Source organism: Nocardioides abyssi, assembly GCF_030412915.1.
In the GTDB taxonomy this organism is placed as follows: domain Bacteria; phylum Actinomycetota; class Actinomycetes; order Propionibacteriales; family Nocardioidaceae; genus Nocardioides; species Nocardioides abyssi.
In genome coordinates this window covers 1-278 of sequence record NZ_JAUHJR010000165.1, presented here as the reverse complement: position 1 = coordinate 278, position 278 = coordinate 1, and the positions used below count along the sequence as shown (strand labels likewise).

Genomic DNA, 278 nt, shown 5'->3' with positions numbered 1-278 from the left:
ACAAAATATTGCTCGATTCAGCCTTCCCAAAGCGTAAAAACACGGTAAACGGATGATCGGCTGTAAACTGCCTTGGGCCTCTTCTCAGCCGACTTCGAAGTTTTAGAACGATATCAGTGGCTGCGGCAGCTTCTGTTCCTTCCTCATTCACTTCAATAAAAGCTTTTTGGATCACTTTGCTCACGACCAATTTTTCGTTGCTCTCAAGCATGCCGGAAAAGTTGGCTTCTTCTTTAAAGATAACCCCAAGGCCCAGCTTTTCGAGCGGTTCATTCAAG

The 278-nt window shown here is 45.3% G+C and carries 1 protein-coding gene; it reads right to left on the bottom strand.

Features of this window, described 5'->3' with window-relative positions:
• Positions 1-278, bottom strand: a 278-nt coding sequence (locus QWY29_RS20340; RefSeq protein WP_300963044.1) for a serpin family protein, incomplete at both ends; no start/stop codon positions are given.